We start from the raw sequence: 10326 nt of genomic DNA on the forward strand, positions 1-10326 counted from the left end.
CGGTCAGTCCGTCAGTACACGTCCCGTACGTATCTGCGGTCCGAGGTTAGTTGTTTCACCTGGGCGGTCGCGGCGTCGGGGTCGAGGCCGCCGTGGGCGACGGCGATGTCGCGCAGCGCCCGGTCGACGTCCTTGGCCATACGGGAGGCGTCGCCGCAGACGTAGAGGTGGGCGCCGTCCCGGAGCCAGGACCAGAGCTGGGCTCCGTGTTCGCGCATCCGGTCCTGGACGTAGACCTTGGCGCGCTGGTCGCGGGAGAAAGCGGTGTCGAGCCGGGTGAGGGTGCCCGAGCGGCTCATCGCGTCGAGTTCCTCTCGGTAGTAGAAGTCCGTGGCGCGGTGCTGCTCGCCGAAGAACAGCCAGTTGGCGCCGGAGTGTCCGAGCGCCCGGCGTTCCTCCAGGAAGCCCAGGAACGGGGCGACTCCGGTACCGGGCCCCACCATGATCATCGGTGTGGCCGGGTCGGCGGGCGGGCGGAAGCGGTCGTTGCGCTGGACGAACACCGGGACGGGGCTGTCCGGTCCGGCGTCGGCGAGGAAGGTCGAGGCGACGCCCTTGCGCATCCGGCCGCGGTGGCTCTCGTAACGGATCACGGAGACGGTGAGCCGCATCCGGTGAGGGTCCACGAGCGGGCTGGAGGCGATGGAGTACAGGCGGGGCCGGAGCGGTCCCAGTACCTCGGCCCAGACCGCGGCCGTGGCCCGTACCGGGTGTTCGGCGAGGACGTCGACGGCCTGCCGCCCCCAGGCCCACCGGTCCCTCTCGCCCTTGTTGTCGGGGCGCAGCAGCTTCTTCAGGGACCGGTCCCCCGTGTGGTCGGCGACCAGGCGCAGCAGGTCCGGGGTGATGCGGGCGATGTCGAAGTGGCGGTGGAGGGCTTCGTCGAGTGGGACCGGTCCGCGCCCGGGTACGTCCACCTCGGCGGCGGGGTCGAGTCCGGTGACGGTGAGCCATTCGGCCACCAGATCGGGGGAGTTGAGGGGCTGTACGCCGAGGGCGTCGCCGGCGGTGTACGTCAGGGGCGTGTCGGCGTGCCGCGTGTCGATCGTGAAGGCGCGGACCTCCTTCGTCGCGCCGGGCAGGCTCAGGAGGCGGTTCCCGGTGAGGAGGGCGGTGACGGGCGCGGCCCTGGAGGGGCGGGCGGGCACGGCGGCCTTTGCGACCGGTGCGGCCGTCGCTGTCGCGGACGGTGTGGCCGACAGTGTGCCCGTCGCTGTCGCGGGCGGTGTGGCTGCGGTTGCTGCTGTCGCTGTCGCGGGCTGTGTGGAGTCCGGCTGTGCCGTCGCCCCTTCCGGCGCCGTCGTCTCCAGTGCCGCCCTGACCTCCTTGAGCCACTGGCCGAAGGGCTGTTCGTACTCCGGTTCGCAGTCGGTGCGCGGCACCAGCCGCTCCGCGCCGAGTTCGTCGAGGCGTTCGTCCAGCCTGCGGCCGTGGCCGCAGAAGTCGTCGTACGAGGAGTCGCCGAGCGCGAGGACGGCGTAGCGGACGCCCTCCAGGCGCGGGGTCGCGGGGGCGTTCAGCGACTCCCAGAAGCCGGAGCCGTTGTCGGGGGCGTCGCCGTCGCCGAAGGTGCTGGTGACGACGAGGAGGTCGGCCGGGCTCGGCAGGGCGTCCGGGGTCCCGTCGTCCATGCCGAGGAGCGTGGTGCGGTACCCCTCGTCCGCCAGCGTCCGGGCGGCCGTCGCGGCGACCTCCTCGGCGTTGCCGGTCTGCGAGGCCCACAGCACGACGACCGGGCGGCCGGTCTGTTCCTCCGGGGCGCTCTCCGGTGGTGCGGGCGCGGTCCCGGGGCCCGAAGGTTCCGGGAGCCGGGAGTAGGCGCCGGCCAGCATTCCGTTGACCCACAGGGCGTGGTCCGGGGCGAACGGGGCGCCCGCCGGGAGCACCGGGGTGCCGTCGGGGCGGGTGCCGAGGCCCGCCAGGAAGCCGGCCAGATAGCGGCGTTCCGCGTCGCCGAGGACGGGCGGGGTGGTGTCGGCGAGCCCCAAGGTGCCTGCGAGACCTGAGGTGTTCGCGCGACCTGAGGTGCCTGCGAGACCTGAGGTGCCTGCGAGACCTGAGGTGTTCGCGAGGTCTGAGGTGTTCGCGAGACCCGAGGTGCCTGTGATGCCTGAGGTGTCGGCGAGACCCGAGGTGTTCGTGAGACCCAAGGCGTTCGGCGGGCCTGAGGTGCCCGCCGCGGCGGCGACCTTCGCCAGCCGGACCGCGCACACCTTGAACTCGGGCTGGAACGAGACCGGGTCGACCGCGTCGTTGGTCACGGAGTTCACGCCGAGGTACTCGCCGAACAGGTCGTTCCAGTGGAACGGGGCGAAGCACTCCCCCGCCCGCACCCGGTCCGTGATCCGCGCCGGAAGCACCGCGCGGCCGCGCCGCGAGGCGACCTCGACGCCGTCGTTCTGGCCGAGGCCCAGGGCCGCCGCGTCGTCCGGGTGGATCTCCACGAACGGGCCGGGGTCCAGCCGGTTCAGCTTGGTGATCTTCGCGGTCTTGGTCAGGGTGTGCCACTGGTGCTGGAGACGGCCGGTGTTGAGGACGAACGGGAAGTCCTCGTCGGGCATCTCGGCCGGCGGCAGGTGCGGCCGGGCGTGGAAGACGGCCCGGCCGCCGGGCAGCGGGAAGGCGAGCCTCGGGACGGTTCCGTCGGGCCGTACGGTCAGCTCCTGGCTGACGCCGTCGTTGAGGTAGCGCACGGGGTTGCGGGCCGGGCCGTCGACGTCCGCGCTCGGCCACTGGACCGGCGTCCCGCGCAGCCGCTCGTACGTCACGCCACGCAGGTCGTAGCCGGTGCGCGGGTTCCGGGCCCGGGTGATCTCGGCGAAGACCTCCTCGGCGCTGGTGTAGCCGAAGGCGTCCTCGTACCCCATGGCGCAGGCCACCGCCGCGATGATCCGCCAGTCCGGCCAGGCCTCGCCCGGCGGGTCGGTCGCGCGGCGGGAGAGGGTGAGGGTCCGCTCAGAGTTGATCATCACGCCCTCGGACTCGGCCCAGAGCGCGGCGGGCAGGACGACATCGGCGTACGCGTTGGTCTCGGTGTCGGCGAACACGTCCTGGGTGACGACGAATTCGGCGGCTTCCAGGCCCTCGATGACGGTCCGGCGATTGGCGACCGAGGCGACCGGATTGGTGCAGATGATCCAGCAGGCCTTGATCTCCCCCTCGGCCATGCGCCGGAACATGTCGACGGTGCCGCTGCCCGAGCCGTCCGGGCGCAGGGTGCCGGGCTCGATGCCCCACAGCTCCTCGGTGAAGGCGCGGTCCTCGTCGACGAGGACCGATCGCTGGCCGGGCAGTCCGGGGCCCATGTAGCCCATCTCGCGTCCGCCCATGGCGTTGGGCTGGCCGGTGAGCGAGAACGGGCCGCTGCCGGGACGGCAGATCGCTCCGGTCGCCAGGTGCAGGTTGACGATCGCGTTGGTGTTCCAGGTTCCGTGGGTGGACTGGTTGAGGCCCATCGTCCAGCAGCTCATCCAGTCGCCCGCCTCGCCGATCCAGCGGGCCGCCTGCCGGATGTCGGCCTCGGGGATGCCGGTGATCTCCGCGACGGCGGCGGGCGGGTAGTCGCGGAGGAAGGCGGGCATCTCCTCCCAGCCCTCGGTGTGCTCGGCGATGAACGCGGGGTCGGTGTGGCCGTTCTCGACGAGGAGGTGCAGCAGTCCGTTGAGGAGGGCCAGGTCGGTGCCGGGCCTGATCCGGAGGTACAGGTCGGCCTTGGCGGCGGTGGCGTTGCGCCGGGGGTCGACGACGATCAGCTTCGCGCCGGCCTTGACGCGCTCCATCATCCGCAGGAAGAGGATCGGGTGGCAGTCGGCCATGTTGGCGCCGGTGACGAGGAAGACGTCGGCGAGCGCGAAGTCCTCGTAGGAGCCGGGCGGCCCGTCCGCGCCGAGCGACAGCTTGTAGCCGCTGCCCGCGCTCGCCATGCAGAGCCGGGAGTTGGACTCGATGGTGTTGGTCCCGATGAAGCCCTTGGCCAGCTTGTTGGCGAGGTACTGCGCCTCCAGCGTCATCTGGCCGGAGACGTAGAGGGCCACCGCGTCCGGGCCGTGGGTGTCCAGCACGGACCGCAGTCGCCGCGCGGTCTCCGCGATGGCGGCGTCCCGGGCGAGCGGGGCGGGCTGCTCGCTGCGGTCGGGGCGGGCGAGGGCGGTGGTCAGCCTGCCGGGTGCGGCGAGGAGGTCCGCGCCGGTCGCGCCCTTGGTGCAGAGCCGGCCGGCGTTCGACGGGTGCTCCTTGTCGCCCGAGGCCTTCACGACGGTGCGGCGGCCGTCGGGGCCGGTGGTGATGTCGAGGACGATCCCGCAGCCGACACCGCAGTACGAGCAGACCGTGCGCACCCGGTCGGTGGCGGGAGCGTCCGGCGGCGGGGTCGGCACGGTCATGTGCGGGGCCCTTCGGGGCGGGCGTACCCGGAGGGACGCGGGGCGGGCGGCGGTCACCCTCGAATCTAGGAAGGGCCCGTTACCCAGGGATGACACCGGGCGAACGACACCGGTTACGTCGCCTGCACACCGCCCGGAGGCCGCCGGTGAGGCTTCTCCAGGTGAGGCTTCTCCCGGTGGCGGCCCGTGATCGCACCGGAGCCGGCGGCAAGGCCCCGCGCCGACCGCCGGTGGGCTCGCCCGCCCCCGGCCGGTGATCGTGCGGGAACTTCCCGGCCGGGGCGGCCGACTACTGGAGAGACGCCGGGTGCGGGAGGCCCGCCCGGTGACGGAAGCGGCGGCCGGTGGCACGACACGGCTGCCGGGGCGACGGCAGCAGGACACCCACGGGGCCTCCGGGCCCGGGAGGAGGCCGCGAGGCATGCACTGGTACGAGGACGACGCGCTCTGGTCCGATTTCGCCCCGACGATGTTCCCGCCGGCCCGGGCCGAGTCCGCCGCCGCCCTGGTCGCCTCCTCCCCGCTGCTGGACTTCCCACCGGGCGCCAGAGTCCTGGACCTGTGCTGCGGGCCGGGGCTCTTCGTGGTGCCGCTGGCCGGGCGCGGGTACGAGGTGACGGGGGTCGATCTGTCGCCCTCCATGCTGGAGAGCGCCCGTGCGGCCTGCGAGGCGGCGGGCGCCGAGGTCCGGCTGGAGCGCGCCGACATGCTCACGTACCGGGAGCCGGGCGCCTTCGACGTGGTGCTGAACGTCTTCACGTCGTTCGGCTACTTCGACGAGGCCGAGGACAACCTCCAGGTGCTGCGCAACGCGTACGAGAGCCTCGCGCCGGGCGGGCAGCTCCTGGTCGACGTGATGGGCAAGGAGGTGCTGGCGGGCTGGATCGGGCGGCCGAAGGCGGTCGACCTGCCGGACGGCGCGTACGTCGTCCAGCGTGACACCGTCCTCGACAGCTGGCGGCGGCTGCGCACGGACTGGACGCTGGTGCGCGGCGACTCGGCGCGGACGGCGTCCATCACCTCCTGGCTCTACTCGGCGGCCGAGCTGCACGCCCTCTTCGAGAACGCGGGCTTCACCGACGTGGAGTGCTTCGGCGGGTTCGACGCGTCCGGCTACGACCAGCGCTCCGACCGGCTCATCGTGCGCGGGCGGCGCAAGTGAGGGCCGGCGCGGACGCCCGTCCGCGTACCGCCGAGCACGCGACCCGCCCACCGCGGCGGGCCCCCGCGACCGTCCACGAGCACATCACCGACGCGGTGAAGACCCCGGACCTGATCCGGCTGGGCGGCGACGTCGTCCTCGCCCGCTTCGAGACGATGAAGGTGTACGCGGCGCTCGGCGCGGTCCGCTCGCTGCTGCGCCGGGGCCGGGTGGTCCCAGGGCAGACCCTGGTCGACAGCTCCAGCGGGATCTACGCGCTGGCGCTCGCCATGGCCTGCCACCGCTACGGGCTGCGCTGCCACATCGTCGCCTCCACCACCGTGGACGCCACCATGCGGGCCCAGTTGGAGATCCTGGGCGCGACGGTCGACGCGATGCCGCCCTCGCAGAGCCTGCGCCTGGACCAGGAGCTGCGGGTGCGCCATGTGCGCCGGCTGCTGGCCGAGCGGCCGGACTTCCACTGGATGCGGCAGTACCACGACGAGGTCCATCACGAGGGCTACCGGGAGTTCGCGGAGCTGCTCACCGGGGCGCTGCCGGAGGGTCCGCTGACCGTGGTGGGCGCGGTGGGCACGGGCGCCTCGACCGGTGGACTGGCCCGCGCGCTGCGGGAGTCGGGGCGGCCGGTGCGGCTGGTGGGCATCCAGCCGTTCGGCAGTGTGACCTTCGGGAGCGAGCGGTTCGAGGACCCGGAGGCGATCATCGCGGGCATCGGCAGCTCGATCCCGTTCGGGAACGTCCGCCACGAGCTGTACGACACCGTCCACTGGCTGGACTTCCGCCATGCGATGGCCGGGGCGGTCGGACTGCTGCGGGAGCACGCGGTGTTCGCGGGCCTGTCCACCGGGGCGGCGCATCTGACGGCGTCCTGGGAGGCGGCCCGCGACCCCGGGCGGCTGCATCTGGTGCTGGGCGCCGACACCGGACACCGGTACGCGGAGCGGGTGTTCGCCCGGCATGCCGAGGCCCTGGACCCGGCCGGGCTGCGGCCCCGGACCATCGCGTCGACGGCCGAGCTGCGGCCGCCGTGGTCGGTGATGGAGTGGGCGGGGCGCGCCGCGCCGGAGGCCGCCAGGGCCACCGAGACCGCCGGATCCGTCGAGCCCGCCAGAACCGTCGAGGGCGAAGTCCCCTCCCCCGTAACGACCGTGGAGCTGCTGCCATGACGATCGCCGCACTGGAGTCCCTGTCCTTCGGCCTGGGCCGGATGGCCGCGGCCGCCGCGGAGGCGGGACACCGGCTGTGTCTGCTGACCGGCGACCGTGCGGTCTACCGGCACGAGTTGGCGGTGTTGCCGCCGGACGCGCTGGACGTCGTGGACGTCGACACGTGGGACCAGGAGGCCGTCCGGCGGGCGCTGGCCGCCGTGCCGGACCTGGCCGGGCTGATCAACACGACAGACACCTGGAGCCTGCCGGCCGCCCAACTGGCCCGCGAACTCGGGCTTCCGGGGCCGGACCCGGAAGCCGTACGGCTGCTGCGCGACAAGCGCGGGGTCCGGGAGGCGCTGCACGCGCACGGGCTGAGCCGAAGCACGGCCGTAGCCGTCCCGCCGGGTCCCGAAGGCGCCGGGGAGGTGCTGCGGGCGGTGGGGCTGCCCGCGGTCCTGAAGGACTCGGCGGGCACCTCCTCCCGCCATGTGTGGATCGTGCACGACGAGGAGGCCCTGCACCGGGCGCTGGCGGAGGCCGGCCGACAGAGCCTGACCGGCGCGCTGTTCGCCGAGGCGTTCCTGGCCGGTCCGCTGTACAGCGCGGAGACCCTCAGCTGGGACGGGACGACCCGGCTGCTCGGGGTGCTGAGCCGCCAGACGTCCCGGGCGGCGGTCGTACGGGAGGAGGCGGCGGCCTTCCCGGTGGCGCTGCCGGAGGCCGAACGGGCCGGGATCGAGGCGTGGGTGGGCCGGGTCCTGGCGGCGGCCGGGCACGAACGGGGCTTCGCCCACGTGGAGTTCATCCTGACGGCCGACGGGCCCGAGCTGGTGGAGATCAACCGCAGGATCGGCGGCGCGCTGGTCGGCGAGGTGCTGTGCCGGACGCTGCGGACCAATGTCTACACGGCCATGATGGACGAGGCGCTCGGCCGCCGCCCGGACCTGCTGGACGCACCGCTCGACGCCGAGGGACCCGCGTACGGCTTCGTCCTGGTGTACGCGGAGCGGCCCGGGGTGCTCAAGGGCTGGCTCGGCCTCGACGAACTCGGGGCGTTCCCCGGGGCGGTGGAGTGGTTCCCGGTCCGCGAGCCCGGCGAGAGCGTGGTCCACGTCGGCGACCAGCGGGGCTGTACGGGCATGGTGCTGGCCGAGGCGCCGACGGCGGAGCTGGCCCAGCACCGGGCGTGGAGCGCGGCCGTCCGGGTCCGCCCGGTCGTCGCGGCCGGCACGGCGTGAGCCCGGCGGGGTGACCGTTCGGCGGTCGGGCGGGGCGGCGGAGGCCGGGGCGGGCCGCGGGCGCGCGGCCCGGCCGCCGCTCACCGGCGCCCAGCGGTTCCTGCTGGCGGGCTCGTTCCTGATCACGCTGGGCAGCTTCGCCGTGCTGCCCTACATGTCGGTGCTGCTGCACCAGCGGCTCGGCCTCGGACTCGGCACGGTCGGATTCGTGCTGGCCGTCGCCTCGCTGATCCAGTTCGCCGGGGGCGTGGTCGCTGGGCCGGTGGCCGGGAGGATCGGGCTGCGGCGCGCGATGCTGCTGGCGCTGGCGCTGCGTACGGCGGGCTTCGCCGCGTTCGTCCCCGGGCTGACCAGTCCGGTCCTCGCGGTCGGGGCGCTGCTGCTGGTGTCCGCGGGCGCGGCGCTGTATCTCCCGGCGAACAAGGCGTATCTGGTGGACGGGGCGTCCGAGGCCGCCCGGCCCCAGCTGCTGTCGGCGAGCGGTTCGGCGTTCAACGCGGGGATGGCGCTGGGCCCGCCGGCCGCCGCACCGCTCGTCATGGGCTCCCCCGGGGTGCTGTTCTCCTGCGTCACCGTGCTGTTCGCGCTCGTCGGGGCCGGGCACGCGCTGCTGCCGCGCGAGGCGGCGGACCGGGGCGAGGAAACACGGGCCGCTGCCCCGGACCGGGTTCCCGACGCACCGCGCCCGGGGCCCTCGCCGTTCGTGGTGACCGTGCTGAGCGTGTACGCGTTCATGTTCTTCCAGCACTATCTGGCGCTGTACGCGGTCCCCCGGACGTCGGCGGCCTTCTACGGGGCCGTCCTGACGGGGTACGCGGCCCTCCTCGTCGTCGCCCAGCCGCTGCTGGCGGAACGGGTCGCCGCACTGGGCTACCCGGCCGCGCTGCGGTGGGGCTTCGGTGCGATGGCGGCGGGCATGGCGGCGATCGGCGTCGGGGGGCACGCGGGAATCGCGGTGGGCGGGGCGCTGCTGTGTCTCGGCGAGATCGTGCTCTTCCTCAAGAACGACCTGGAGGCGCTGGCCCGTTCGACCGCCGCCCCGGCGAGCGTGTTCGGGCGGCAGCGGCTGGCGGCGGGCATCGGCGCGTTCACCAGCGGGGTGGTGGGCGGTCAGCTGTACGGGGCGGCGGAGGCGGCGGGCTCGGCGCGGGGGTTCTGGGCGGCGGTCTGCCTCCAGTGCCTGCTGCTGCCGGTGTTCCTGCTCCGCCGCCGTCCGCGTCAGCCGGTCCGACGCCGTACCGCCCGGGACCCCGAAGGATCCCGGGCGGCCGCCGACTAGGCCGCGTCGGGTGCGGGTTCGGCCGGTTCCGCGCGCCACTGCCCGGCGAGCTCGCGGCGGGCGCGCGCCACTCGGGAGCGCACCGTGCCGATCGGGCAGCCGGCGGCGGCAGCCGCCTCCTCGTAGGACGCGCCCAGCAGTTGGGTGAGAACGAAGGCCTGGCGGCGCGCCGGGTCCAGCCGCCGCAGGGCGTCCAGCACCGCGGCGGACTCCTCGAATCCGGGCAGATGGCGGGGCTGGGCGCGTTCCGCGGCGGTCTGCCAGTCCGCGGTGTCGGCGGTCCTGGGGCGTACGGCGGCGGCACGGTGCCGGTCGATGACGACGCGCCGCGCGATCGACATCAGCCAGGTCCGGGCGCAGGAACGCCCCGCGAACCGGGCCAGCCCGCTCATCGCCCGGAGGTAGGTCTCCTGAGCCAGGTCGTCGGCCCCGGGGACGTCGGCGCTGAGGTAGGCGACGAATCTGCGGACGTCCTCGTAGGTCGCCCGGACGAAGCGGTCGGCGGCCTCCCGGTCCCCGCCGCCCGCGGCCAGTGCCCAGTCGGTGATCTGCCCGTCGTTCTGCCGGGCGGCCGGAACCCGGGGGCGGGGCGGACGGGTGGCGGACACCCGAAGGACCGGCGGCCGGGAGACGGGCACCCGCACGGACTGCACGGAAGCCGGCGGTACGGAAGCCGGTGGTACGGAGGCCGCCGGTACGGAGGCGGTGGGCGGTCGCACGGCGGCGGTGGGCGGCGCGGGTGCGGCCGGTGACGCGGCCGGTCGTGCGGGCGCCGACGGCGCGGTGGCCGGTAGTGCGGGGGCAGGAAGTGTCACAGCAGTCCTTCGCGTCCTTGCGGAGCCGCGGCAGCGGTCGCCCGGCTCCGGTGACCGGTCCCGGGTGCCGCTGAGGGCGGCCCGGAGAACCGGCATGCGTGTCACGGGTGTGCGCGGGCGCACACCCGTACCGCCCACGGCGCACAGAGGCCGGAGGACGGATGGAGGTCAGAGGAAGCGGAGGGAGAGCGGTGGCCCGCGCCGGGAGAGGGCGTGCGGGGCGAGAAGGCCCTGGGGGCGGCGGCCGGGCCGCCGGCGGGTGCGCCGCCGGGCGGGCGGCGCCGAGGCGGGCGGCGTCG

Annotated in this window: 6 protein-coding genes; 4 read left to right on the forward strand and 2 right to left on the reverse strand. The window is 74.5% G+C overall.

All coding sequences use genetic code 11. The features are described from left to right. Window positions 1–11 precede the first annotated feature (11 nt). Window positions 12–4382: a bifunctional nitrate reductase/sulfite reductase flavoprotein subunit alpha gene (locus G3I54_RS26325; RefSeq protein ID WP_164617737.1), complete on the reverse strand. Its 4371-nt coding sequence runs from the start codon at window positions 4380–4382 to the stop codon at window positions 12–14. Window positions 4383–4803: 421 nt separating this feature from the next. Here G3I54_RS26325 and G3I54_RS26330 point away from each other — a divergent pair, with 421 nt between their 5' ends. From G3I54_RS26330 to G3I54_RS26345, 4 genes are all read left to right on the forward strand, one after another. Then, the gene (locus G3I54_RS26330) at window positions 4804–5544 is read left to right on the forward strand and encodes a class I SAM-dependent methyltransferase (protein WP_164617739.1); all 741 of its coding nucleotides are present in this window, start codon (window positions 4804–4806) and stop codon (window positions 5542–5544) included. After that, entirely contained in the window at window positions 5541–6710 is a 1170-nt protein-coding gene (locus tag G3I54_RS26335; protein WP_164617741.1) for a pyridoxal-phosphate dependent enzyme, read from the forward strand. The genes G3I54_RS26330 and G3I54_RS26335 overlap by 4 nt, the downstream gene beginning before the upstream one ends. Continuing rightward, complete coding sequence (locus G3I54_RS26340) at window positions 6707–7933, forward strand: ATP-grasp domain-containing protein (RefSeq protein ID WP_164617743.1); 1227 nt, start codon at window positions 6707–6709, stop codon at window positions 7931–7933. Before G3I54_RS26335 ends, G3I54_RS26340 begins: the two co-directional genes overlap by 4 nt. Before the next feature lie 100 nt (window positions 7934–8033). After that, window positions 8034–9212, forward strand: coding sequence for an MFS transporter (locus tag G3I54_RS26345; RefSeq protein WP_239144582.1), 1179 nt, complete (start codon window positions 8034–8036; stop codon window positions 9210–9212). Here the strand turns inward: G3I54_RS26345 and G3I54_RS26350 are convergent. Further along, window positions 9209–9820, reverse strand: a complete 612-nt coding sequence (locus tag G3I54_RS26350) for a sigma-70 family RNA polymerase sigma factor (RefSeq protein ID WP_164617756.1) — start codon at window positions 9818–9820, stop codon at window positions 9209–9211. The two genes, G3I54_RS26345 and G3I54_RS26350, sit on opposite strands and share 4 nt — an antisense overlap. Window positions 9821–10326: the final 506 nt, after the last annotated feature.

Origin of the sequence: Streptomyces sp. SID14515 (assembly GCF_010548505.1) — a bacterium.
In the GTDB taxonomy this organism is placed as follows: domain Bacteria; phylum Actinomycetota; class Actinomycetes; order Streptomycetales; family Streptomycetaceae; genus Streptomyces; species Streptomyces caviscabies.